Source organism: Stappia sp. 28M-7, from assembly GCF_014252955.1.
Lineage (GTDB): Bacteria > Pseudomonadota > Alphaproteobacteria > Rhizobiales > Stappiaceae > Stappia.
In genome coordinates this window covers 3891620-3914957 of record NZ_JACMIA010000001.1, presented here as the reverse complement: position 1 = coordinate 3914957, position 23338 = coordinate 3891620, and the positions used below count along the sequence as shown (strand labels likewise).

Annotated in this window: 25 protein-coding genes; 18 read left to right on the top strand and 7 right to left on the bottom strand. The window is 67.2% G+C overall.

The features are described 5' to 3' along the window. The first annotated feature begins 14 nt into the window (after window positions 1–14). From H7H34_RS17600 to H7H34_RS17570, 7 genes are all read left to right on the top strand, one after another. The gene (locus tag H7H34_RS17600; RefSeq protein ID WP_185925954.1) at window positions 15–1112 is read left to right on the top strand and encodes an ABC transporter ATP-binding protein; all 1098 of its coding nucleotides are present in this window, start codon (window positions 15–17) and stop codon (window positions 1110–1112) included. Between the two features lie 303 nt (window positions 1113–1415). Further along, window positions 1416–2480, top strand: coding sequence for a LacI family DNA-binding transcriptional regulator (locus H7H34_RS17595; protein ID WP_185925953.1), 1065 nt, complete (start codon window positions 1416–1418; stop codon window positions 2478–2480). Between the two features lie 40 nt (window positions 2481–2520). Further along, window positions 2521–3507, top strand: a complete 987-nt coding sequence (locus tag H7H34_RS17590) for an ABC transporter substrate-binding protein (RefSeq protein ID WP_208996774.1) — start codon at window positions 2521–2523, stop codon at window positions 3505–3507. Between the two features lie 117 nt (window positions 3508–3624). Then, complete coding sequence (locus H7H34_RS17585) at window positions 3625–4428, top strand: ABC transporter permease (RefSeq protein WP_120269405.1); 804 nt, start codon at window positions 3625–3627, stop codon at window positions 4426–4428. A 4-nt stretch (window positions 4429–4432) separates the two neighbouring features. Further along, the gene (locus H7H34_RS17580; RefSeq protein ID WP_120269404.1) at window positions 4433–5224 is read left to right on the top strand and encodes an ABC transporter permease; all 792 of its coding nucleotides are present in this window, start codon (window positions 4433–4435) and stop codon (window positions 5222–5224) included. Next, window positions 5221–6249: an ABC transporter ATP-binding protein gene (locus tag H7H34_RS17575; RefSeq protein WP_185925952.1), complete on the top strand. Its 1029-nt coding sequence runs from the start codon at window positions 5221–5223 to the stop codon at window positions 6247–6249. The genes H7H34_RS17580 and H7H34_RS17575 overlap by 4 nt, the downstream gene beginning before the upstream one ends. Window positions 6250–6276: 27 nt before the next feature. Further along, the gene (locus H7H34_RS17570; protein ID WP_185925951.1) at window positions 6277–7086 is read left to right on the top strand and encodes a phosphodiesterase; all 810 of its coding nucleotides are present in this window, start codon (window positions 6277–6279) and stop codon (window positions 7084–7086) included. A gap of 140 nt (window positions 7087–7226) precedes the next feature. On the opposite strand, the gene H7H34_RS17565 is transcribed toward H7H34_RS17570, so the two are convergent. Beyond that, on the bottom strand, window positions 7227–8231 hold the full coding sequence (locus H7H34_RS17565; RefSeq protein WP_185925950.1) for a helix-turn-helix domain-containing protein: 1005 nt from the start codon (window positions 8229–8231) through the stop codon (window positions 7227–7229). A 232-nt stretch (window positions 8232–8463) separates the two neighbouring features. Here H7H34_RS17565 and H7H34_RS17560 point away from each other — a divergent pair, with 232 nt between their 5' ends. The 7 genes from H7H34_RS17560 to H7H34_RS17530 all read left to right on the top strand — a co-directional run bounded on the left by H7H34_RS17560 (window position 8464) and on the right by H7H34_RS17530 (window position 15834). After that, window positions 8464–10644 carry a TonB-dependent siderophore receptor gene (locus H7H34_RS17560; protein ID WP_185925949.1) on the top strand — a complete coding sequence of 727 codons (2181 nt, stop codon included), beginning with the start codon at window positions 8464–8466 and terminating at the stop codon, window positions 10642–10644. A gap of 90 nt (window positions 10645–10734) precedes the next feature. Beyond that, window positions 10735–11022: a DUF2218 domain-containing protein gene (locus H7H34_RS17555; protein WP_067219570.1), complete on the top strand. Its 288-nt coding sequence runs from the start codon at window positions 10735–10737 to the stop codon at window positions 11020–11022. Between the two features lie 6 nt (window positions 11023–11028). After that, window positions 11029–12024 carry an alpha/beta hydrolase gene (locus tag H7H34_RS17550; protein ID WP_185925948.1) on the top strand — a complete coding sequence of 332 codons (996 nt, stop codon included), beginning with the start codon at window positions 11029–11031 and terminating at the stop codon, window positions 12022–12024. A 47-nt stretch (window positions 12025–12071) separates the two neighbouring features. Further along, window positions 12072–12998 carry a siderophore ABC transporter substrate-binding protein gene (locus tag H7H34_RS17545; RefSeq protein WP_185925947.1) on the top strand — a complete coding sequence of 309 codons (927 nt, stop codon included), beginning with the start codon at window positions 12072–12074 and terminating at the stop codon, window positions 12996–12998. 43 nt (window positions 12999–13041) lie between these two features. Continuing rightward, window positions 13042–14043, top strand: a complete 1002-nt coding sequence (locus H7H34_RS17540) for an ABC transporter permease (RefSeq protein WP_185925946.1) — start codon at window positions 13042–13044, stop codon at window positions 14041–14043. Window positions 14044–14089: 46 nt separating this feature from the next. After that, complete coding sequence (locus H7H34_RS17535; protein WP_256431593.1) at window positions 14090–15058, top strand: iron chelate uptake ABC transporter family permease subunit; 969 nt, start codon at window positions 14090–14092, stop codon at window positions 15056–15058. Next, window positions 15055–15834, top strand: a complete 780-nt coding sequence (locus tag H7H34_RS17530) for an iron ABC transporter ATP-binding protein (RefSeq protein ID WP_185925945.1) — start codon at window positions 15055–15057, stop codon at window positions 15832–15834. Before H7H34_RS17535 ends, H7H34_RS17530 begins: the two co-directional genes overlap by 4 nt. Here the strand turns inward: H7H34_RS17530 and H7H34_RS17525 are convergent. Further along, window positions 15801–16940, bottom strand: coding sequence for an AI-2E family transporter (locus tag H7H34_RS17525; RefSeq protein WP_208996731.1), 1140 nt, complete (start codon window positions 16938–16940; stop codon window positions 15801–15803). The two genes, H7H34_RS17530 and H7H34_RS17525, sit on opposite strands and share 34 nt — an antisense overlap. Before the next feature lie 165 nt (window positions 16941–17105). Next, on the bottom strand, window positions 17106–18713 hold the full coding sequence (locus tag H7H34_RS17520) for a CHASE domain-containing protein (RefSeq protein ID WP_185925944.1): 1608 nt from the start codon (window positions 18711–18713) through the stop codon (window positions 17106–17108). A 171-nt stretch (window positions 18714–18884) separates the two neighbouring features. On the opposite strand from H7H34_RS17520, the gene H7H34_RS17515 reads away from it, so the two are divergent. Next, entirely contained in the window at window positions 18885–19082 is a 198-nt protein-coding gene (locus H7H34_RS17515; RefSeq protein ID WP_120269394.1) for a CsbD family protein, read from the top strand. 77 nt (window positions 19083–19159) lie between these two features. On the opposite strand, the gene H7H34_RS17510 is transcribed toward H7H34_RS17515, so the two are convergent. After that, window positions 19160–19954: a response regulator gene (locus tag H7H34_RS17510; RefSeq protein ID WP_120269393.1), complete on the bottom strand. Its 795-nt coding sequence runs from the start codon at window positions 19952–19954 to the stop codon at window positions 19160–19162. 136 nt (window positions 19955–20090) lie between these two features. Between H7H34_RS17510 and H7H34_RS17505 the strand changes: the two genes are divergently transcribed. Continuing rightward, complete coding sequence (locus H7H34_RS17505; RefSeq protein ID WP_120269392.1) at window positions 20091–20273, top strand: NepR family anti-sigma factor; 183 nt, start codon at window positions 20091–20093, stop codon at window positions 20271–20273. After that, entirely contained in the window at window positions 20270–20809 is a 540-nt protein-coding gene (locus H7H34_RS17500) for a sigma-70 family RNA polymerase sigma factor (protein ID WP_120269391.1), read from the top strand. The genes H7H34_RS17505 and H7H34_RS17500 overlap by 4 nt, the downstream gene beginning before the upstream one ends. Window positions 20810–20818: 9 nt before the next feature. Here the strand turns inward: H7H34_RS17500 and H7H34_RS17495 are convergent, their stop codons facing one another. From H7H34_RS17495 to H7H34_RS17485, 3 genes are all read right to left on the bottom strand, one after another. Beyond that, window positions 20819–21247: a hypothetical protein gene (locus H7H34_RS17495; protein ID WP_120269390.1), complete on the bottom strand. Its 429-nt coding sequence runs from the start codon at window positions 21245–21247 to the stop codon at window positions 20819–20821. Window positions 21248–21252: 5 nt separating this feature from the next. After that, on the bottom strand, window positions 21253–21594 hold the full coding sequence (locus tag H7H34_RS17490; RefSeq protein ID WP_120269389.1) for an ElaB/YgaM/YqjD family protein: 342 nt from the start codon (window positions 21592–21594) through the stop codon (window positions 21253–21255). A gap of 107 nt (window positions 21595–21701) precedes the next feature. Continuing rightward, window positions 21702–22247 carry a PRC-barrel domain-containing protein gene (locus tag H7H34_RS17485; RefSeq protein WP_158592702.1) on the bottom strand — a complete coding sequence of 182 codons (546 nt, stop codon included), beginning with the start codon at window positions 22245–22247 and terminating at the stop codon, window positions 21702–21704. A gap of 709 nt (window positions 22248–22956) precedes the next feature. Between H7H34_RS17485 and H7H34_RS17480 the strand changes: the two genes are divergently transcribed. Further along, window positions 22957–23136, top strand: a complete 180-nt coding sequence (locus H7H34_RS17480; protein WP_067219609.1) for a DUF1328 domain-containing protein — start codon at window positions 22957–22959, stop codon at window positions 23134–23136. Window positions 23137–23338 lie beyond the last annotated feature (202 nt).

Here is a 23338-nt window from a genome sequence, read left to right as displayed (position 1 = left end):
AACGGAGCACGATCATGCTTCAAGCGATTGAGACCACCGGTCAGTCCGGGACCTCCGGCGGCGCGACGCCGATCCGGATCCGCAACCTGACCCTGTCCTTCGGCACCACCAAGGTGCTCAAGGGCATCGACCTCGATATCGGGGCCGGCGAGTTCTTCGCCTTCCTCGGCCCGTCCGGCTCCGGCAAGTCGACCCTGTTGCGGGCGATCGCCGGCTTCGGACCACGGCCGAGCGGCGAGATCCTGCTCGGCGAGCGCAACGTCATCGGGCTCCAGCCCTGGAAGCGCGATGTCGGCATGGTGTTCCAGAGCTACGCGCTGTGGCCGCACATGACCGTTCGCCAGAACGTCGCCTACGGGCTGGAGGAACGGCGTCGGCCGGCGGAGGAGATCCGCCGCCGGGTGCGCGAGGCGCTGGAGCTCGTCGGGCTCGATGCCTATGCCGACCGCTATCCCTCGCAGCTGTCGGGTGGCCAGCAGCAGCGCGTGGCGCTGGCCCGCACCGTGGTGATCGAGCCCAAGGTGCTGCTGCTCGACGAGCCGCTGTCCAATCTCGACGCCAACCTGCGCGTCCAGATGCGGCAGGACCTTCTGGCCCTGCAGCGGCGGCTCGGCATCACGACGATCTTCGTGACCCACGACCAGGAAGAGGCGAACACGATCTGCGACCGAATCGCGGTGCTGTCGGACGGGGTGGTGCAGCAGGTCGGCGAGCCCGACCATGTCTACGACCAGCCGGCCAACAGCTTCGTGGCGCGGTTCCTGGGCACCGCCAACATCCTCGACGGCCGCGTGATCGTGCGCGACGGCGCCTGCCGCTTCGTGCTCGACGAGCGCTCGTCGATCCCGCTGCAGGGGACGCATGGCGAAGGCGAGGCGAGCTTCGTGCTGCGGCCGCGCGGGCTGGAATTCGCCGATGATGGCGCCGGAGAGATCGCCGGCACCATCTCGGGCAGCGAGTTCCTCGGCGACACGATTCGCTACTTCGTGGAGATCGGCGACCGCTCGGTGCTGGTGGACGAAGTGCACCGGCGCGGCGGCGACCGGCGTGCGGCCGGCACCAAGGTGATGCTGCGCGTGGTGCCGGGGCAGGGCGTGATCCTCGCCCGCTGAGGGAGAGCACTTCGCGCAAGATCATGGCGCCGTCCCCGGACGGCGCCATTTTTTGTTTCGAGATTTTTTCGCAAGGGCGCGCCCGTTCGCGCCCTGCGCCGACCCTCCAGAAATCTGCCAAGGCCTTGATACGACAGGCGAGGCCGCCGTTTCGGCAGCTTCCGTGGGCGGGGCTGCCTGCGTCTTGGGCAGGCGCTTGCTTTCATCAAACTGACATTTGCGCGCTGTATGTGTAATGGAAACGTTTCCATTTTCCGATTTCGGCGGTATTGTACCGATCCGTAGCCGGCTTGGGAGGGACTGGTGAAAATTCGACCACCTACGATCAAGGATGTGGCAGAGCGCGCCGCTTGCGGTATCGCGACGGCCAGCCGCGTCCTGAACGGACGGGGGTCGACGAGCGAGAAGACGCGCGAGAAGGTGCTCGCCGCCGCCGCCGAACTCGGCTTCGAGTTCAGCGATCTCGGACGCTCCCTGCAAAGCAGCACGACCCGCACGATCGGCTGCGTGGTGCCCTCGCTCGCCAATCCGGTGTTCGCCGACGTGGTGCAGGCCGCCCAGGCCGAGGCCAACCGCGCCGGCTATCAGCTCATCCTTGCCTGTTCCGACTACGACGCCGAGCTGGAAAGCCGGGCGATCCGCACCCTGCTCGCCAAGCAGGTCGACGGGCTGATCGTCACGGTCGGCAATGCCGACGAGAGCGAGGGGCTGCAGCAGGTGGTGGCGCGCGGGGTGCCTTGCGCGCTGGTCTACAACCGCTCTTGCGAGGGCTTTCCGGCCTGGACGGTCGACAACCGGGCGGCCGCGGCCGCCGTTGCGCGAGAGTTCTCCCGGCTCGGCCATCGGCACACCGGTTTTCTGGCGCTGGAATTCGGCCGCTCGGACCGCTCGCGCGAGCGCTTCGAGGGGTTTGCCGAGGCCTGCGCTGCGCTCGGCATGGCGCCGCCCGTGCTGCTGGAGATCGCCGAGCAGGAGGGCCAGCTGCTGGAGCTGCTGCGCGCGCTGCTGTCCGCGCACAGGGACGTCACCGGCATCTTCGCATCGAACGACTATCTGGCGCTCGCGGCCATGAAGGCGGCGCGAGGCCTTGGCATGCGCATTCCCCAGGACCTGTCGATCGTCGGTTTCGACGGCATCTCGACGGGCCTGATGGTGGAGCCGAACCTTGCCACCGTGGTGACCGATCCGCGGGCTATGGGCGAGGGGGCGGCAAGAACCGTCCTGGCACGGCTAGCCGGCAAGACGCCGCCGGCGCGGCCGAATCCGGCCAGGACTTTCAGTTTCCGGCAGGGCGGCAGTCTCGGACCGCCAGCGCCGGGAAGCACAGACGGCGGAGAAGCGGCAACTTCCCCGCCGTCGAGACAGTAACCCGAGCTACCGAACCGCAGGAGTCACCGCCGTGAAACATATGCTTCTTGCAACTGCAATGACAATGGTCGCCGTTTTGCCGGCTCAGGCCGAAGACGCTGTTTGCTACAACTGTCCGCCGCAATGGGCAGACTGGGCCTCGATGCTGAAGGCCGTCGAGGAAAAGCTCGGCGTCAAGATGCCGCATGACAACAAGAACTCGGGCCAGGCGCTCAGCCAGCTGCTGGCCGAGAAGGCGAGCCCGGTTGCGGACGTTGCCTATTACGGCGTGACCACGGGCATCAAGGCCGCCAACGAGGGCGTCGCGACCGCCTACAAGCCGGCCGGCTTCGACGAGATCCCCGCGGGCCTCAAGGATGCCGACGGCCGCTGGTTCGCCGTTCATTACGGTACGCTCGGCTTCTTCGTGAATGTCGACGCGCTGGGCGGGGCTCCGGTGCCGCAGTGCTTCGCCGACCTGAAGAAGCCCGAGTATCGCGGCATGGTCGGTTATCTCGATCCGTCCTCGGCCTTTGTCGGCTATGCCGGCGCGGTGGCCGCGAACATCGCCTTCGGCGGCGACCTGAAGAATTTCGATCCGGCCATCAAGTTCTTCAAGGAGCTGGCGCAGAACGATCCGATGGTCCCCAAGCAGACCTCGTTCGCGCGCGTCGTGTCCGGCGAGATCCCGATCCTGTTCGACTACGACTTTAACGCCTATCGCGGCAAGTACGAGGAGGACGGCAATTTCGAGTTCGTCCTGCCGTGCGAGGGCTCGATCCGCGTTCCCTACGTCATGAGCCTTGTGGCCGGCGCGCCGCATGAGGAGACGGGCAAGAAGGTGCTCGACTTCATCCTCTCCGACGAAGGCCAGGCGATCTGGACCAACGCCTACCTGCAGCCGGCCCGTCCGGTCGAGCTGCCGGCCGATGTTGCCGCCAAGTTCCTGCCGGCCTCGGACTACGAGCGGGCCGTCGCGGTCGACTATGCCGAGATGGAAAAGGCCCAGGCGACCTTCGGCGAGCGCTACCTGAACGAAGTCAAGTAACGCTGCCATCCTCCCATGGGGCCGGGCGTGCGGCAACGCGCGCCCGGCATCCGTGGTTCTCGCCCGCGTGCCGGTTTCGGCGCGGGCTTTCCGACATGAACATGACGACGGACCGCCATGGCCAATCGCACTTTCATTGCGCTCTGCCTGCTGCCGCTCGCCGTCTTCTCGCTCGCCTTTCTTGCCCTGCCCCTGGTGCGGCTGGTGATGGCGTCTGGCGAGGGGGCCGAGGGCTGGGGTATCTACCTGCAGATCCTGCAGACACCGCGCTATCTCCAGACGCTGCTGCAGACGGTGCTCGTCTCGCTGGCGGTGAGCGTCGTGGCACTCGCGATCTCCACCACCGCGGGGCTGTTCCTGGCCCGCAACCGCTTTCCCGGACGCGGCGCGCTGCTGTCGATCCTGACCCTGCCGCTTGCCTTTCCCGGCGTGGTGGTCGGCTTCCTGATCATCCTGCTGGGCGGCCGCCAGGGCCTGTTCAACATGATGCTGCCGGGCCATGTGGTCTTCGCCTATTCGCTGCTCGGCCTGTTCCTGGGCTATCTCTACTTTTCGATCCCGCGTGTGCTGCTGACGGTGATGGCAGCGACGGAGAAGCTGGATCCCTCGCTGGAGGAAGCCGCGCGCACGCTCGGTGCCTCGCCCTACCGGATCATCTTCGACGTGATCCTGCCCGGACTGGCGCCCTCGTTGGTCGCAGCCGGCGCGATCGCCTTCGCCACCGCCATGGGCGCCTTCGGGACGGCCTTCACGCTGGCGACCGACATCGACGTGCTGCCGATGGTGATCTACACCGAGTTCACCCTGTCGGCGAACATCGCCATGGCCTCGGCCCTGTCGGTGCTGCTCGGCATTGCCACCTGGGTTCTGCTGCTGGTCGCGCGCAGTTTCGCCGGTGCCACCGTCGCGGCGGGAGGCTGATGCGATGCGCCTGACCCTCCCCCGTTTCCTGCAGCTGGCCGTCACCCTTCTGACGGCCGCCTTCCTCATCGTCCCGGCGATCCAGTCGATCCTTGCCGGCCTCACCGTCAACTATTTCCGCGGCCTGTCGTCGGGCATGACCCTGCGCTGGGTCGACGAGGTCTGGCGGCTCTATGCGGACAGCATCCTGCTGTCGATGGGCCTTGCCATCGCCTGTCTTGCCGTGACCCTGGTGATCGGCGTGCCGGCGGCCTATGCGCTGGCCAAGAATCCCGGCCGCATGTCGCGGGTTCTCGAGGAGTTCATCTCGCTGCCGCTGGCGGTGCCGGGCCTTGCGCTGGCGCTCGCCCTGCTGCAGCTCTACGGCTCGATGACGGGCTTCCGCACGTCGTGGACCTTCATCCTGGTCGGCCATGTGCTCTACACGCTGCCCTTCATGGTGCGGTCGGTGCTGGCCGTGCTGATGGCGATGGACCTGAAGTCGCTGGAAGAGAGCGCGGCAACGCTCGGCGCTTCGGCTCCCACGCGCTTCCGCACCATCGTCGTGCCCAATGCCATGCCGGGCATTCTCGCCGGCGCGCTGACCGTGGTCACGCTGTCGATCGGCGAGTTCAACCTGACCTGGATGCTGCACACCCCCTATCTGAAGACGCTGCCCGTGGGCCTGGCCGATAGCTACGCCTCGATGCGCCTGGAGATCGCCTCGGCCTACACGCTCGTCTTCTTCGTGATGATCGTGCCGCTGCTGATGGCGATGCAGTGGGCCACCGACAGGGCACAGAGGATTTCCCGATGACGCTGACCATTCGCAACGCCAGCAAGACCTATCCCGACGGCACCCGTGCCCTGCTGCCGACCGACCTGACGGTCGGCGAGGGCGAGATCCTGTCGCTGCTCGGCCCCTCGGGCTGCGGCAAGACCACGCTGCTGCGCATCATCGCCGGGCTGGAGACGCCGGATGCCGGTACCGAGGTGCGTTTCGACGACGAGGACGTGACCCGTCTTGCTGTCGAGCACCGCAATGTCGGCATGGTGTTCCAGTCCTACGCCCTGTTCCCCAACATGTCGGTCAGGGCGAATATCGGCTATGGCCTCAAGGTGCGGAAGGTCCCGAAGGCCGAGCGCGAGCAGCGCGTCGACGAGGTGCTGGCCCTGTGCCGGCTCGGCGACTATGCCGAGCGTGCGGTGACCGCGCTGTCCGGCGGCCAGCGGCAGCGCGTGGCGCTGGCCCGTGCCATGGCGCCGCGCCCGCGCATCCTGCTGCTCGACGAGCCGCTGTCGGCGCTGGATGCGGCGCTGCGCGACAGCCTGCGCGACGAGCTCGCCGCCATGCTGCGCCAGTTCCGCATCACCGCCGTCTTCGTCACCCACGACCAGGCTGAGGCGCTTGCCATCGCCGACCGCATCGCGGTCATGTCGCATGGACAGATGCAGCAGGTCGGACCGCCGGAGGAGCTTTACCGCACGCCGGTTTCCGCCTTTGTCGCCCGCTTCATCGGCAATGCCATGCCGCTTCCCGGCTCCATCGTCGACGGGCGTCTGGTGCTGCCCGGCGGCCACCTGCCGCTGCCGGCCGGATCGGCCGGCGTCGAGGTGTTCGTGCGTGCCGAGGACGTGCATCTGGACGAGGCCGGCCCGCTGTCGGGCACGGTCGAGACGGTCGCCTTTTCCGGCGGGCACTACCGGATCGGCATTGCCGGCGTTACGAACGAGACGCTGTTCGCCACGCATCCCGGCCGGCAGGCGCCGCGTCCGGGCGAGGCGGTTCGCCTGCGTATCGATGCCGGCGATCTTCTCGTTCTTCCCCAGGACCGTTCGTAAATCCCAGCTCAGGGAGCTGTTCTTCGCATGACCAAGATCATCCAGATTTCAGACATTCATATCGTTCCCGAGGGCCAGCTGGCCTACGAGAAGGTCGATACCGCAGCAGCGCTTGCCGATACGGTCGCCACCATCAACCGCTGGCTGCCGGCCATCGGCCCGGTGGCGATGGTCATCGTCACCGGCGACGTGACCGAGCACGGTACCGAAGAGGAATACCGCCGTTTCCAGGACATCATGGCGCCGCTGCAGCTGCCCTGGCGCGCCGTGCCGGGCAATCACGACGCCCGCGAGCCGATGCGCGCGAGCCTTGCCTCCAGCGGCTGGATGCCGGCGAGCGGTCCCATCGACTGGGTGGCGGAGTTCGACGACCTCGCGGTGATCTGCCTCGATACCCTGGTCGAGGGTCGCCCGCATGGCGAGCTGGCGCCGCAGAGCCTGGAGAGCCTGTCGGCGCGCCTTGCCGTCCTTGGCGACAAGCCGGTGCTGCTCGGCCTGCATCATCCGCCGATCACTTCCGGCATTGCCGCGATGGACGCCAACAACCTCCACAATGCGGGCGCGCTTCGGGACGTGATCGCCGGCTACAAGGGCGAGGTGCGGATCGTCTGCGGTCACTTGCACCGCTCTATCGCCGGCCTTCTCGACGGGCGCATCTGCCAGGTCTGCCCCGGCACCTCGCATGCGGTGACGCTCGACCAGCGCGCCAATGCCGGCAACAGCCTGACGGTGGAGCCGGGCGCGATGATGCTGCACGAGCTACGCGACGGCGTGCTGCTCAGCCACTGGATCCCGGTCGGCCGCTTCGACGGGCCGCATCCGTTCCTCGGCGTCTGAGATCGCGCCGCGCCTTCCAGGGCGCACAGGACGAAAGATCGATCTGAAGACCTGCATCGGCCCGAAAACTTCTTCCGGTTTTCGGGCCGATTGCATGAGGTGGGTGGGCCGGAGCCCGGCGTCCTGGCTGAAGCCCCGTTTCAGGCGCGGGCGCTGCGCCGCGCCTCGCGCGGGGAGATGCCGAATGCACGCTTGAAGGCGGTGGCGAAGTTGGCCGGGCTGCTGTAGCCGGCGGCATGGGCGGCCTCGGCGACGGTGATGCCCTCGCGCTCCAGCAGCTGGCGGGCCCGCACCAGACGGGTGCTGCGGACATATTCCGACACCGTGCCGCCATGGGCGAGGCGAAACAGGCGCTGCATCTTGCTGAGGCTGACCCCGCATTGCCGGGCGAGCTGATCCAGCGACAGGCCCTCGGCCTCCGGGTCGGCCAGCACGTCCTTGATCGCCTGCAGGCGGCGCTGCTCGACCGGCGACAGCTCGGTGCGCAGCGCCTCGCGTCCTTCGCTTGCCAGCGCGGCGAAGGCCTCGGCGACAAGGTCGAGCGCCCGGCTTTCCAGATACAGGCTCTCGGAAAAGCTGCCGTCATGCGGGGGATGCAGCATCTGCTCGGCAATGGCGATCATCGCCGGGCTGGCCACCCAGTCGAAGCGGGCAAGATGGGTGTCGCAGAACGTGCGCACCGTCTCGCGCCCGGCAATGTCGTCGATGCCGCTTTCGGCCAGCCATTGCGGTGACATGGTGACGATCACCTTGCGCAGCCGGTCGCCCTTGCGGGCATGTCGGACGAACCGGTCGGGCCGGGTGCGCGAGATCATCACGCCGCGCACCGGCTCGTTCTCGTGCCGGCCGACATTGAGCGGCACCCCGCCGATGGTCGCGTCGACGCCGCCGTCCAGGAACAGCATCAGCGTCAGGCCGGGCGGTTGCTCGATGGTGGTGGCGATGTCCTGCAGCGTCACCGTGTCGGAGGTGTGCACGTTCAGCCCCGTGCGCAGGCGCGTCATGCGGTGGTCGCCGTGCAGCACCGCCGAGCGCGAGGAGGTCAGCGGCCGCAGCAGCTGGAACCCGGGGCCCGTGACGGCCGCGCAGTCCTGCAGGTCGTTCGCCAGAACGTCGTTGTCCCTGATATTGCAGCCGGTCGCCATCTTCGGTCGTGGACTCACAATTGTGCCGGTAACGGCCTCCGGTCCTGCTTCGATCTGCGGCGGCGGACCGCTCGGCCGCCTGTCCTGCGGGCACCGCGCGCCGCGCAAACATCTTTGACGCCTGCGCAAAGGTCCGGCGGTGGCATTGGTCAGGTGCTTCCTCTAACAAACATGAGTGTTTTTATCAAGTTTCTGCTCGGCACCGGCTGCCGGGCAGTGTATGGGGGTGTACATGGTTACGAAGATTGGCCACCAGGCGGTACCGGGCGAGGCTTCGCCCCGGATTGGCCGGCTTCTGCTCGCGACGACCGCTCTCGGTCTCGTCCTTCCCGCTACGGCGCTCGCGCAGGACGTGGCACCGACGGTGCTCGATCGCATCGTCGTGCAGGGCGCCAGCTACGAGACGGACGAGAGCGACAGCTACACCACCAATCTCGTCAGCGTCGGCGAGAAGGACGTCGTGCCCGTCCGCCAGATCCCGCAGTCGACCACCGTCCTGACCCGGGAGCGGCTGGAGGACGGCGGCTACACCTCGCTCGACACGGCCCTGCGGGAGACCCCGGGCATCGTCGTGCTCAACAACGACAACGGCCGGTCCAGCCTGTTCTCGCGCGGCTTCGAGTTCGACAATCTCTACTTCAACGGCCTGCCTGCGCCGCTGTCGAGCGTCTACGGCACCCAGCCCGACATGGCAATCATCGACCATGTGGAAATCCTGCGCGGTCCGGCCGGCCTGTTCGGCGGGGCGGGCGAGCCGGCGGGCGCCATCAACATGCGCCTGAAGCAGGCCAAGAGCGATTTCGAGGCCCGCTTCGAGGGCGCTTTCGGCTCCTGGGAGCACAAGCGCGGCGAGGTCGACGTGACCGGCCGTCTCAACGAATCGGGCTCGGTGCGCGGCCGCTTCGTCGGCGTGCTGCAGCACGACAAGGGCTTCGTCGACACGACCGAGAACGGCGTCGGCGTCGCCTACGGCACGATCCAGGCCGATATCGGCGAGAGCACCACGGCCACCTTCTCGGTCAGCCACCAGGTCCGCGACATCACCCCGTTCAACGGCCTGCCGACGACGCAGACGGGCGGCCTGCTCGACCTCGACCGCTCCACCTTCACCGGCGCCGACTGGAACCAGTTCGACAATTCCGTCACCGACTACATCGCCGAGCTGGAGCACAAGTTCGACGACGGCGGCCATGCCAAGGTCTCGGCCCGCTACCAGGATACGGATGTCGACTTCCTCTACGCCTGGGCCAACGGCTATGTGGGCGCGGGCGGCAACATCATCTCCGGCGGCGGCGACACGGCCGACACCCGCTGGCTGGCGCGCGACTACAAGGCTGGCTCGCTCGCTCTCGATGCGCATGTCAGCAAGCCGTTCGAGCTGTTCGGCCAGGAACACAACATCATCGTCGGCGTCGACTACCAGAACACCGACGCCACGCTGCTGCAGGGCGCCGGCACCATCGCCGGCAACCAGAACATCTACAACTGGAACTCCGCGCTGCCCGAGCCGGTGGTCAATTACAACGTCCAGACGGGCACCGATTCCGACCGCTTCGGCGTCTACGGCCAGCTGCGGGTGAAGCCGATCGAGCGGCTGACCCTGATCGGCGGCGGCCGGTTGAGCTGGTACAGCGCCTCGACGACCAACCTCGTCACAGGCGCGGTCACGAGCAAGCAGGACGTCGATGCCAAGTTCACGCCCTATGCCGGCGTCGTCTTCGACCTGACCGACTGGCTCTCCGCCTATTCCAGCTACACGGAGATCTTCCAGCCGCAGACCGCGACCGACGTGGCCGGCAACATGATCGACCCGCGCGAGGGCCGGCAGTACGAGGCGGGCCTGAAGGCGGAGCTGTTCGACAGCGGCGTCAACGCCTCGCTCGCCTATTTCAACCTGCGCGACACGAACCGCGCGGTCGCCGACCCGACCACGCCGGGCGCCTCCATCGCCCAGGGCGAGGTCGAGGTGCAGGGCATCGAGTTCGAGGCGTCGGGCTCGCCGCTGCCGGGCTGGGAGATCGCCGGCGGTTACACCTATACCGACAGCACCTATCTCAACACGGCCCAGGCCGGCCAGACCTTCAGCACCTACACCCCGCAGCACATGTTCCAGCTGTGGACCAAGTACTCGTTCGACGAGCGCTTCGGGGCCTTCGAGGGCGTGTTCGTGGGCGGCGGCGTCACCGCGTTCAGCTCGTTCTCGAGCGTGTCGGGCGGCGTCACCATCAAGGCGCCGGGCTATGTCACCGCCGACCTGATGGCCGGTTACCGGATCAACGACAACTTCACCGCGACGCTGAACGTGAACAACATCTTCGACGAGAAGTACTATTCGCGCGTCGGCGGGAACTCGGTGTTCAACTTCTACGGCGAGCCGCGCAGCGCGACCTTCCGGCTCTCGGCGAAGTTCTGATCGCTTCCCCGGGGAAGCACCAAACGACACGGACGGGACGGAGACTTCTCTTCGCCCCGTCCCGCGCAACCTGATAGCGGACAGCCATTCATGCCGGGCATTCAGACAACGGTGACCACCGCCAACGCATCGCGCTACCTGCAGCAGCTGTGCAAGCACTTCGCCCACAAGGTGGAGGCCCGTTTCGATGCGACCCGCGGCGAGGTCGACTTTCCCTTCGGCGACTGCCGCCTGTGGGCGGATGCGGAGCAGCTGAAGATCGAATGCGTCTCGGAGACCGAGGAGACGCTGGCGCGCACCAAGTTCGTCGTCCACGACCATCTCGAGCGCTTCTCCTGGCGGGAAAAGCCGGAGATCGTCTGGCAACCCAAGGACTGAGCCTCGATGTCGCTGCCTGCCCTGCGATCCCTGATCGTGCCTTGCCTCGCCGCGCTGATCGCGGCTGGCACTCTTGCCGCGCTGATCGCGGCCGGCACCCCTGCGCGCGCCTCCGAGCCCGTGCGGATCGAGGGGGCGGAGGAGATCGCCTTCACGGCGAAGGCGAGCGGCGAGCCGTTCCGCCTGTTGCTGTTGCGCCCGGACGGAGAGGCGCCGGCCGGCGGCTGGCCGGTGCTCTACAGTTTCGACGGCGAGGACAGTTTCGCGCTTCTCGCCGACATTGCCCGCACGCTCAACGGGCTCGCGGCCCGCACGGGCCGTTCGCCGGTCGCGGTCGCCGCCATCGCCTGGCCGAGGGGCCGCGCCAGCGTCGACCGGCGCGTTTACGACATGACCCCGCCGACCGCGCGAGCGGACGGCGTCCATGTCATGCCGGAGCGACCCAATGGCCGGCCCTGGCCGAAACTCGGCGGCGGCGATGCCTTCCTTGCCCTCATCGAGGACGAGATGAAGCCGCTGGTGCGCGAGGCGCTGGGCGGTCGGACCGGGCCGCAGACCCTGTTCGGCCATTCGCTCGGCGGGCTGATGGTGCTGCACCGCCTCGTCACGGATCCGGACAGCTTTGCCTGCTATGCGGCCAGCAGCCCGTCGATCTGGGTCGACGACCGTCAGATCCTGGCCGACCTTGACCGTCTTCTCGCCCGCCCGCCGGCAGCTTCCGCCGATGCGCCCGTGCCGGGCCTGCGCGTCACCGTCGGAGGCGCGGAGGAAGAGTTCGGCCCACAGGACGCGCGCGCCGGCGAGGAGGTGGAGGCCCGTCGCCGCTGGGTCGCCAACAACGCGATGGTGACCAATGCCCGCGCGCTTGCAGGCCTTGTCGAAGAAAAGGGCGAGGGTCACCTGCGCTTTTCCTACGAGGAATACGAGGGCCGCACCCACCAGACGTCCCGCATCCTTGCCGCGCTCGATGCGGTGCAACTCGCCATCGATTGCACCGAGTGAGCCTGCTTCGCCCGCCGACCGTTTCCCACATCCAACGGATGGATGACATGTCAGTTGCTCCCCGCTTCCGCTTCTCCCTGCTGTCCGCCCTTGCGGCCTGCGCGTTGCTGCTCGGCGTTGCCGCGCCCCTGCGCGCCGAGACGATCACGGTCGAACATGCGCAGGGCACCAGCGAGGTGCCGCTCGGCCCCAAGACGATCCTCGTCTTCGATCTTGCCGCGCTCGACACGCTGGATACGCTGGGCGTTCCCGTTGCCGGCGTGCCGGAAGGGGTGAAGCCGGCCTATCTCCGCAAATACGATGAGGCCGCCTATCCCAAGATCGGTTCGCTGTTCGAGCCGGATTTCGAGGCGGTGGCGGCCGCCGCGCCCGATCTCATCGTCACCGGCGGACGCTCGGCCGCCAAATATGCCGAGCTTGCCGGCATCGCCCCGACCGTCGACGTCACGGTCGATGCCTCCCGCTATATCGAGGACGCCAAGGACAAGGTGCGGCTCCTGGCGCGCATCACCCAGCGCGAGGAGGAGGCCGAGCGCCGCATCGCCGCGCTCGATGCCTCCATCGCTGCGCTCAAGGGCAAGGCGAAGGGCGCCGGCACCGGCCTCATCCTCATGACCACGGGCGGGCGCATGAGCGCCTATGGTCCCGGTTCGCGCTTCGGCATCATCCACACGGTGTTCGGCGTTGCGCCGGCTGCTGCCGACCTTGCGGTCGCGACCCACGGCCAGGCGGTCTCCTACGAATTCCTCCTCAAGACCGACCCGGACACGCTCTTCGTCATCGACCGCGATGCGGCCATCGGCCGGCGCGGGCAGGCGGCCAGCGTCCTGCTCGACAACGAGATCGTCCGCAGGACCAAGGCCTGGACCAACGGCCGGGTGGTGTATCTCGATCCCGACAGCTGGTATTTGAGCGGCACCGGCCTCACCGCCATGCAGGCGATGGTGGACGAGATCGCCGCAGCGCTCGACTGAGCGTCCCGTCGTGCGGCCCCTTCGATGAACAGCGATACCTGACATGGCGACGAGACGTTTCGGCTCCCCGGACGGCTGGGCTGCGGGAGGCCTTGCCGCAGGGCTGCTTGCCTTGCTGGCGCTGGCGAGCGTCAGCCTCTTCGTCGGCGTCGCCGACCTCACCCCCGGCCGGCTACTCGACCCGGCAACGCGCGAGGCGGCCCTGGTCGCGCTTCTCGAGAGCCGGCTGCCGCGCACCGCCGCCCTGATGCTTGCCGGCTCGTGCCTGGCGATTGCCGGCGTCATCATGCAGATGCTGACGCGCAACCGCTTCGTCGAGCCGACCACCGCCGGCACCACGGAGGCCGCCGGCCTCGGCATGCTGGTGATGCTGCTGTTCTTTCCAGGTAGCCCGGTGGTGGTGAAGTCGCTGGTCGCCGCCGGCTTTGCCTGCGCCGGCACGGCGCTGTTCCTGCGCCTGCTGCGTGCGATACCGCCCGGCTCGCCGCTTCTCGTGCCGCTTACCGGCATCATGTTCGGCGGCATCATCGGCTCGCTCACCGCCTACATCGCCCATCACTACGGGCTGATCCAGTCGCTCGGCGCCTGGCGCAACGGCGACTTCTCGGTGGTGATTGCCGGCCGCTACGAGCTCTTGTGGCTGACGCTCGCCTTGAGCGTCCCTGCCTATCTCGCCGCCGACCGCTTCACCATTGCCGGCCTCGGGCGCGACATGAGCCGCAATCTCGGCCTCGACCACGGGCGCACGCTCATTGTCGGCCTCGTCATCGTCTCGTTGATCTCGGCGCTGGTGGTGACGACCGTCGGCTCGATTCCCTTCCTCGGGCTGGTGGTGCCCAATCTCGTCAGCCTTGCCATGGGCGACAACCTGCGTCGCTCGCTGCCGTGGATGGCGCTTTGCGGTGCCGGTCTGGTGCTCGCCTGCGACATTGCCGGCCGCCTCATCGTCGCGCCCTACGAGATCCCGGCCGGCACCGTCTTCGGCGTGCTCGGCAGTCTCGTCTTCCTCTACCTCCTACTGGGACGTCCCTCCCGTGCCGCATGATCGCGCTCTCCCGGCCGCGCCCTCCGGCCGTGGCCTCAAGGACAGCTTGCGCCGGCCCGCCGTGGTCCTGTCCCTGCTGGCGCTGGCGGTTCTCGTCGTCGCGGTTGCCTTCATGACCGTCGGGGTCAAGGGCAACTGGGAGTTCGCGCTCGCCTTTCGCGGGCGCAAGCTGCTGGCGATCTGCGTGGTGGCGAGCGCCATCGCCATCTCGACGGTGATCTTCCAGACGATTGCCGGCAACCGCATCCTCACCCCGTCGATCATGGGGTTCGACGCGCTCTATGCGCTGCTGCAGACGTGCTTCGTCTTCTTCCTCGGCTCCGCGCGGCTCGCCAGCGTCGACACCCGGCTGCTCTTCGTGGTGGAAACGGCGGCGATGCTCGCGTTCTCGCTGGTGCTCTATCGCTGGCTGTTCCTCGGCGCGCGGCGGGGCCTGCAGGTGCTGCTGCTGGTCGGCGTCGTCTTCGGCCTGCTGTTCCGCGGCACCATGGTGCTGTTGCAGCGGATCATCGATCCGAACGAATTCGTCGTGCTGCAGGACCGCCTCTTCGCCAGCTTCAACGGCGTCGCGCCGGACCTTCTGGGTATCGCCACGCTGGTGATTGTCGCCGTGTCGGTGGTGCTGTGGCGCCTGCGCGGCCGGCTCGACGTGCTGCTGCTCGGCCGCGACCAGGCGATCAATCTGGGCATCGACTACCGGCGCACCGTCTCGCTGATCCTGATCCTCGTCTCGCTGCAGGTCTGCGTCGCCACCGCCCTTGTCGGCCCGCTCAACGGCTTCGAGCCGGTCAGCTTCTTCGGCCTGCTGGTCGCCAATGTTGCCTATCTCCTGGTGCCGGGCTTCCGCCATGCGCATGTGCTGGCCGGGGCGGCGCTCATCGGCATCCTGCTGCTGGCCGGCGGCCAGCTGGTGCTGGAACAGCTGCTGGGCTTCGGCTCGGCGGTCGGCATCGTCACCGAGTTCATCGGCGGCATCCTGTTCATCGTCATGCTGCTGAGGGGAATGGCGCGTTGATCGAGATCGAGGGACTGACCAAGGCCTATGACGGGCATGTCGTCGTCGACGGCGTCAGCCTGACCATCCCGCGCGGCGGGCTCACCGGCATCATCGGGCCGAACGGGGCGGGCAAGTCGACGCTGCTCGGCCTGATCGCGCGGCTGCTTGCTGCCGATCGCGGCACGGTCACCGTCGACGGGCTGGATGTCGCCGCCACGCCTGGGGAGGAGCTGTCGCGCCGCCTGTCGGTCCTGAAGCAGGACAACAGCATCGCCGCCCGGCTCACCGTGCGCGATCTGGTCGCCTTCGGCCGCTATCCGCATTCGCGCGGGAGGCTGGGGGAGGCGGACCATGCGATGATCGGCCGGGCGCTCTCCTATCTCGGGCTGGAGCCGATTGCGGGCCGCTTCCTGGACGAGCTGTCCGGCGGCCAGCGCCAGCGCGCCTATGTCGCCATGGTGCTGGCGCAGGACACGGACTACATGCTGTTCGACGAGCCGCTCGCCAGCCTCGACATCCGCCATGCGGTGTCGATGATGCACCTGTTGCGCGATGCCTCGCGGCGCTTCGGCAAGGCGGTGGTGGTCGTGCTGCACGACATCAACATCGCGGGCAATTTCTCCGACCGCGTCATCGGCATGAAACAGGGGCGGGTCCTGTGCCACGGCAGCGCCGAGGAGGTCATGACCGGCGCCAACCTGACGGCGATCTACGACATTCCCATCGCGGCGCACCGGCTGGAGGGCCAGTTCGTGACCACCTATGCGCTGCCGGAGGGGGCGGCCGGCGCCTGAGACGGGCCGGCGCTCGGCGGCGGTACGGCCACGCCGATGGGCGAGGCTTCGCTTTGCGCTGCGTCGGTCACCTCGTTCAGCGGCAGCATGTTGGTCAGCACCGTGTCGAGGATCAGCAGGCAGGGGACGGCGATGAAGCCGCCCACCGGTCCCCACAGCCAGATCCACAGGGCGATGGCCAGCAGCACCACGAAGGGGTTGAGCGTCATCGTGCGGCCCAGCACTGCCGGGGTCAGGAACTGCGCCTCCAGCAGGTTGAGGGACAGATAGACCAGCGGCGGGGCGAGGATGCCGAAGGTCGTGTCCGACGTGGCCAGGCCGACGCCGGTCAGCAGCAGGGCCATGACCGCCGGGCCGATATAGATCACGTAGTTGAGCACGCCGGCGAGCAGGCCCCACAGCATCGGCGAGGGCACGCCCAGCACCCACAGGGCCAGCGACACGGCGAGGCCGAGGATGATGTTGACCGCGGTGATCGACAGCAGATAGCGCGACACCCGGGTCTCGATGTCCTCGAAGATGCGCCTTGCGCTGGCGCGCAGGGCCGAGGTCGGGCAGAAGGCGAGCACCGCTTCGCGGAACTGCTTCCGCGTGGCGATGAAGAAATACATGCTGGCCAGGAAGAGCACGATCTGCGCCATCAGCGCCGGGGCGAAATAGGCGACGCTCTCCACCGCCGATGTGTCGTCCACCTCCACCTTCATGCCGGTCGTCTGGCCGAGCGCGGACCGCAGCTCCTCCTGTATGCCGCCGAAGGAGGCGATGACGCCCTGCCAGCTGGTCAGCTGCGACTGCAGCTTCTCCCAGATGTCCGGAAGCTTGTCCATCCAGTCCGACAGCGGCACCGCGAAGGCCGTCCCGGTGATGGCGATGAGGGTGAGAAAGGCTGCGACGACGCCGAGCGCCGAGATCCAGGTGGGAATGCCGAACTGCTCGATCGTGTCGGAGAGCGGGCCGAACATCAGCCCGATGACCACGGCAAGGAAGATCGGGGCGAGGATCATCTGGGCGTAGTCGATGGCGGTAATAGCCACGAGCAGACCGATCACGATTACCGACAGGCGCGCCGCGTTGGCCAGCACCGTTTCCCAATCCGTCGCGGACAAGAGCGTCTCCATCCCCCGGGGTTTCCGGACCGCCCCGCCGGGCTTGCCCGCGATGCGTCGGTCCGGCCGTTCGCGCTGTCCCGATAACGGCGGCAAACGGCTTGCCTGTATCAACGCGGCAGCCGGCAAAAGGTTCCCGGAAAGGCGGGGTGTGGAGGGCCCTGTTCAGGCGTCGTGCAGCGGGATCACCATGCGCACGCTCATCCCTTCGGGCCGCAGCTCGCGCTCCAGCTGGCCGCCCAGTTCGCCGCGGATATTGGCGTCGATCAGGCGTGTGCCGAAGCCGGAGCCGGTGCTGAACCCACCGGCGGTTTCGATCGGGACCGACGAGGTTTCCACCCAGTCAAGCCGCAGCTCCCGGTGCTTGCGCCGGCCGGTCACCGTCCAGGAGATGCGCAGGTCGCCTTCGCCGGAGGAGATGCCGCCGTATTTCAGGGCGTTGGTGGCCAGTTCGTGGAAGGTCAGGCCAAGCGCCTGGGTGGTGCGTTCGTCGAGCAGCACCTTCGGCCCGTCGATCCGCTCGTCGAAGTCGGATCCCAGGACCTGCTTCAGCTCGGTGGCCAGCAGCTCGCGCAGGTCCGCCTGGCGCCAGTGCGAGCGGGTCAGCATGTCCTGGGCGTTCGCCATCGCGGACAGGCGGGCGGAGAAGGACTGGGAGAAATCGTCGATGGTCTCGGAGACCGCGGCGGTCTGGCGGGCGATGGCCAGCACCCTTGCGATGGAGTTCTTGATCCGGTGCTTCATCTCCTGAAGCATCAGGTCCTTTTCCTGGACCGCTTTGTGCGAGGCGGCCTGCAGCGCGCGCGCCGCCTGCACGGACTTGATCTGGAAGCGCGTCGACATGGCCAGCGCGAGCGCCAGCAGTAGCGAGATTGCGCCCGTCACCATGGAATAGAGATGCTGGACCCGGCTCCGGAACTCCGGCGTTGCATGGACATTGAAGGTCCACTGGCGCCCGGCCACGTCCACCACGCTCTGGGTCTTCAGGTTCTTGTAGGCCTCGCTCTCGCCATAGCCTTGCGAGCGGTACAGTGGCACTGCCTCCTCGCCCGTCGTGTCCAGGGTCTGGAAGGTCAGCGGCAGGCGGTCCGGGCCGCCGAGGGCGGCGGCATGAAGGTCTCCGGCACGGAAGGGGGCATAGACGAAGCCGGCGGCCGGCCCGTCCGCGCGCGGGCGGAAGGGGATGTAGACGAGGAAGCCGGCCTGCTTGTCCTCGGTGATCTCCTGGGCCAGCTCGACAGGCGCGCTGGCGCGCGGGGCACCGCTTTCCAGCGCCGCCAGCATCGCCTCGCGCCGGTGCTGCTCGGCGAACATGTCCAGGCCGAGAGCGGCCCGGTTCATCTCGTCCGGCGGCTCCAGCATCACGATGGGGGTGCGACGGTCCAGCGTCGTCTCCGGCCAGATCCTGCGCTCGATGCCATAGGCGGCGGCGATGTCGCGCTCGGCCTCGGCCTCTTCGCCGGTGCGGATCAGCCGGGCATAGCCGATGCCGCGGATGCCCTCGTAATCCTTCTCCAGGCTCAGCGAGGCGGTGAAGCGCGCGAAGGCATCGCGCGAGACTTCGCTCTCGTGGGCGACGAAGAAGGCGTGGGTGGAAACGAGCAGGGCGATGTGCTGGCGGGTGCGGTTGACGACGCGGTCTGCGGCGGCATGCGCGATGGTTTCGAAACGGATCCGGTCGGCGGCGTTTTCGGCCCGGTAGACGACCATTGTCATCCCTGCGCCGGCCAGGGCGACGATTATCAGAATGCTCGCAGGCAGAAGCCGGATCACGTCATTTTTCCATAGTGCCGAAATCCCTCGCTTGCGCAGCCTCGCCTGCGCTCCGCCCCACTACGGCCCCTGCGGGAACGGCACGTCTTCAGGCCCGGTCGGGAACCTTTCGCCCGACCAAGGGTTGATTTGATGCGAGGTTGGCTCGCATCGAACTACAAGGAGAGTTTCATGAACTGGAACCAGATCGAAGGCAACTGGGAACAATTCAAGGGCAAGGTCCAGGAGCGCTGGGGACACCTCACCGGCGACGACGTGGACGTGATTGCCGGCAATCGCAAGCAGCTGGTCGGCAAGATCCAGGAGCGATACGGCATGGCCGAGGAGAAGGCCCAGCGCGAGGTCGACGACTGGCTGAGCCGTTCGTAAGCTTCCGGCGCTTTGCATGAAATGCCCCGCGCCACCGATGAGGTGGCGCGGGGCCGGATTTGGACGGGTAACACCAATCAGGCTGCGGCTTCGACCGTCTGGTCGAAGAACAGCGCCTGGCTGATCAGGGCCCGCACCATGTCGGGATTGAACGGCTTGGTGATCAGGAAGGCCGGCTCGGGGCGCTCGCCCGTCAGCAGACGCTCGGGGAAGGCGGTGATGAAGATGGCCGGCATCGGCTCGCTCTTCAGGATGTCGTTCACCGCGTCGATGCCCGAGCTGCCGTCGGCCAGCTGGATGTCGGCGAGAATCATCCGCGGCTTCTTGCGCGTGAACAGCTCGACCGCTTCCTTGTGGGTGCGGGCAACGCCGCAGACCCGGTGACCCAGCTCCGTCACGATATGCTCGATATCCATGGCGATCAGCGGCTCGTCCTCGATGATGAGGATGTCCGTCGCGATCTGCTGGGAGATGTTGCGGGCCGCATCCGACAGAAGCGCCTCGACCTCTTCGACCGTCGCGTCGAGGATCTTGCCCGTTTCCTCGGGCGTGAAGCCTTCCACGGAGGTCAGCAGAAACGCCTGCCGCTCGGGGGAGGGAAGCATGGCGAGATTCGCCGTGGCCCGGCGTTCCCAGGCGAAGGGCGAATCGAGGGCCGGAATGTCCATCTGGACGGATCCGAAGACGGCCGCGAAAACCTTGTACAGGGATACGCGATCACTGCCGGTCTCGGGGAACGAGGAGACATCCGCGATCAGCGTCTCCAGCGTGGTGGCGACATAGGCGTCGCCTGACTGCTGCGACCCGGTCACCGCTCTTGCGTATCGACGCAAGTAGGGGAGATGGGGCGCGATGCGGTTCGAAAGTGGCATGTGGAACTCCCTGTCTGCCCGTCCGGGCGCTCAACACTCACTCTAACGTGGGCCGGGGAGAAAAGTTCCCTCCCTCGCACCATTTTTTTTCATTGCCAGCTATAGTGGGCGAAACGGACAAACCGGGTGCTGTGGAATGAACGGAACAAAAAAGACGGGAGCGGGGGGCGCTGCTGCTGCAAGTCAGGAATATATCACGCAGCGGCTGCGTGAGCTTTACGACACCGTGCAGGACGAGGGCACGCCGGGGCGGTTCCTCGATCTTCTGGCGCAGCTCGACGAGGCAGAAAAGGCGGCCTCGGAGAAAAACGACAAATGACGACTGGGCCGGCGCTCTCCTCGGCGGATTTCAAGCGCGAGATGTTGGCACAGCTTCCGGCCCTGCGAGCCTTTGCCGTCTCGCTCTGCGGGCGCGCCGATCTTGCCGACGATCTTGTCCAGGACGCGATCCTCAATGCCTGGAAGGCGAGGCAGAGTTTCATTGCCGGCACCAACATGCGGGCCTGGCTGTTTCGCATCCTGCGCAACTGCTTCTACAGCCTGCTGCGCAAGTCCTCCCGAGAGGTCGAGGATGAGGATGAAAAGCTCGCCGGGCAGCTCGCGGTGGCGCCCAGCCAGCACGCCTCCCTTGCCATGAACGAATTCCGGGCTGCGCTCGACGCCCTGCCGAGCGACCAGCGCGAGGCGATCGTCCTCGTCGGCGCTTCCGGCTTTTCCTATGAGGAGGCGGCCGAGATCTGCGGCTGCGCCACCGGCACGCTGAAAAGCCGCGTGCACCGGGCGCGGGCGCGGCTGCGCGAGCTCATGGTCCTTCCCGAGGGAGAGGGGAACGAGCCGGTCGGCTCCACGACCTGAGGCCGCGCGTCACTCCGCGTCGCTGTCGCCGCCGCCGCGGGTCGCCAGGATCACCGCCAGTCCGGCCAGGGCGGCGAAGGCCAGCCCCTTGCGCGACTGCAGCATCGGCAGCGCGGCGGCGATCACCGCCGTCGTTGCCAGGGTGCGCTGGCTGTCGTTCTTTCTCCGGCGGCGTCGCTCCACCGCATTGCTGATCGCAAGGCCCAGAAGGGCGAGTGCGGCCAGGCCCAGCTGCGACAGGCAGACCATCAGCGCCGCGGTCGCGGGCGGATAGTGCGCTGCGAGCGCCAGGCCGGCGGAGACGAGCGCCGCTGCGTAGGCGGCCAGGGCGAACAGCCCGGCCAAGGCCCAGAACAGGGCGGAGCGGCGGGCTCGGCGCAGGGCTGCGCCGAGGTCCACCGACAGCATCGATGCCAGGATCGGGGCAAGACGCAACATTGCGGTCAACGCCGCGACAGCAGGGCGATCAGGAAGCCGATGCCGGCAGCGATGCCGAGCGACTGCAGCGGCTTGCGGCGAACATGCGAGGTCAGCGACCGCTCCAGGCGGTTGAGCTCCTCGGTCAGGCTGTCGAGCGTCTGCTGCGAGACATCGGCAATGTCCTTGCCTGCCTTGCTGGCGCGCTCGGTATATTCGCCGGTCTTCTCGGTGCCGTAGCGCGAGATCGACTTGGCGAGGGAGGAGATGTCGCCGCGCAGGCGCTCGATATTCTCCTGGATGGTCGCGGCTTCGTCCTCGGCGCGGGCGGCCTTGGCAGCGGTCTTGGTGTCGGCGGTGGTCGGCATGGAAGTCTCCTTGATGGAAGAAGCGCGCCCGCCGTCATGCGGCGGGGGCACGGACAAAGGAGGCGCCGACTGCGCCGGCGCCTCCCTTGACTGCCTGTGTCGCTCGATTACTCGACCGGCGCGGCGTCGCGGACACCGTCAACGGCGTCAGCAGAGTATTCCGGCATCGCCTCCAGGGTCTCCTGGGTCTGCGTGGTGTAGATGCGCGGGTCACCGTTCTCGTCGCGGCGAACCTCCAGCGAGGAGAGCTCCACGGCAACCGGCTTGGCACCGATGCCCAGGAAGCCGCCGACGTCGATCACCATCGCCTCGATCTTGCCGGCGCTCGACACGACCACGTCGGAAACCTCGCCGATGTCGCTGTCGTCAGCGCTGTAGACGGTGCTGCCGATCAGCTCCTCGGCGGTGGTCACGCCGACCTCGGCGAGAATGTCGCGCTCTTCGACGGCCGGAGCGGTGGCGGTGTCGCCGGTGGTCGCCGGAGCGTCCATGCTCGGGGTCGCGGCGTCACCTGCCGGAGCCGGCTGGGTCGCGTTCATCTCGGGAGCCGCCGGGGTCATGCCGGCATCGTCGTTCAGTTTCTGGTCCTGAGCGAGGGCGCCGGTGGTCAGAGCGGCGGCAAGGGCGGTTGTCGTCAGAAGCGTGCGGATCATGTCTTTAGTCTCCTGATTTGTTGGCTTGTGACCCAACCTGCGTGCCGATCTTGGGTTCGGCTCAGGTTTCGTTCCGGTCACGGTAGAAGAACCCTCTCGCGGGAGAAAGGTTCCGGCCGCGTTCCCGATTTTTCGATTTTTACGTGTGCTTTTCTTTTTCGCCTGATGTCCTGGCGATGCCTTGCCGTCATCGTGGTTGCGCCGGCCTGTAAGAGGAACGCGCGCACGCGCGCGCGATACACGCGCGTATAGGGGGACCCGTCTCGCCCCCGTTCCGGCGGGATGTTTTTTGCCGCGATATTTTTTTGAGATCGCCGTTTTGGGAAAAACGCCGGCGGCAAAAAATCCGATCAAGGAACCGGCGGGCCGGTATGCGAGGGTCGAGGGGGCGAAAACGGGCGCCAGGAAAAATCCGCAAGGCCGAAAGCGCATGAAAGACGCCCGCGCCGTGCCTCGAAGGCCGGCTGTCCTGGGCGCGGAAAAACGGTGCTCTGCAAGACGGGAGCGGCGGCCCTTCAAAAAAGTTCAGATCAGATTGAACAAATTCGCCGCTGGTGGGTTGACTTCATGACCATGCACGATGGTGCAAGCGTAAGGCAAGTGGGGTTGCTTCAGTAATCGGCCCGTTCTTGCCACCGCATGGGACATGAGTACCGGTTCCGCCAAGAAAGTTCGCGGCAATCGGGAAGCTGTTCAAAGGAGAAATAACATGTTTGGTTGGGCTCTGACCTTCCTGGTTGTCGCGCTTATCGCGGCGGTGTTGGGCTTTGGCGGCATTGCCGGTACGGCCATGGGCATCGCCAAGCTGATTTTCGTCGTGGCGATCATCCTCTTCGTGATTTCGCTGGTCTATGGCCTGATCAGCGGCCGTCGTCCTCCGACGGTCTGATTGCGGCCGATCGACCTGTCGACGCAGGCGGCCTGCTCACTCCTCCCTCGTTTGTCCGTCTGCTTTCTGCGCCGCGGGGCCTCCCTCCCGCGGCGCCTTTTTTGTGGCTGGTACCGGGGGCTCTGGCCCGTGCGATTCCTGCCGGCCGAAACGCTCGCAGCCGACGGGCTGTCCCATCGGCTGCAAGCAAAGGCGCGCTCGA